Origin of the sequence: Gordonia heveisoli, assembly GCF_030315745.1 — a bacterium.
Classification (GTDB): domain Bacteria; phylum Actinomycetota; class Actinomycetes; order Mycobacteriales; family Mycobacteriaceae; genus Gordonia.
Map to the genome: position 1 here is coordinate 1 of NZ_JASXSH010000054.1, position 925 is coordinate 925.

Consider the following 925-nt stretch of genomic DNA (forward strand, 5'->3'; position numbering starts at 1 on the left):
ATTGCGATCCCCTGTCGCTGTGGACGATGCAACCAGCCACCACGCCACGCCGGGCGACGGCACTGGCCAGCGCATTGACCGCGAGCGAGGACCTCATCCTCGAGTCGATCGAGTAGCCAACTATCCGGTTCGAGTAGGCGTCTTTGATCGCGCACATGTACAGCTTTCCCTCCGCGGTCGGATGCTCGGTAATGTCCGTCAGCCACAGCCGGTTCGGCTCCGCCGCGGTGAAATCACGCTCGACCAGGTCATCGTGGACGGACGGCCCGGGTTTCCTACCGTTCTTCCCACGCTTCTTCCCGAACACCGACCACCAGGCGTTATCGCGGCAGATCCGCCAGGCGGTGCGCTCACACATACCCTCACCACCGCTGCGGGCCTCGTCGATGAGGAACCGGTATCCGAACTCGGGATCGTCGCGGTGGGCATCGAACAGCGCGTTCGCCCGGTACGCCTCGGCGAGTTCGCCGGCGATTACCGGCCCGGCCAGCCACCGGTAGTAGGGCTGGCGAGCGAGCTTGAGGACCCGGCACGTCACCGCGACGGGGATCCCGTCTTCGGCGAGCTCTTTCACGAGCGGGTAGAGCCTTTTCCCGGCAGGTTCGCCTGCGACAAGTAGGCCGCGGCCCGGCGCAGGACCTCGTTCTCCTGCTCGAGCAGGCGGATCCGCTTGCGGGCCTCGCGTAACTCGGCGTTCTCTCCCGCGGTGGTTCCGGGCTTGATGCCGTCCTCGACGTCGGCCTGCTTGAGCCAGTTCGCCAGGCAGGACTCGCTGATCCCGAAGTCGGCAGCGATCTGCTTCAACTGGTGGCCGGGTTCTCGGCCTCGAGCGACGCGAACGACGTCGTCGCGAAACTCTTTGGGGTAGGGCTTGGGCACGGGGTACATCCTTCCAGCAGAGCCTTCCGGCACCACAAATCAGATG

Annotated in this window: 1 pseudogene; it reads right to left on the bottom strand. The window is 65.5% G+C overall.

The window, feature by feature from the left end:
* Positions 1 to 879: pseudogene (locus QSJ18_RS20110) on the bottom strand (IS3 family transposase); the annotation flags it as partial.
* Between the last annotated feature and the right edge of the window lie 46 nt (positions 880 to 925).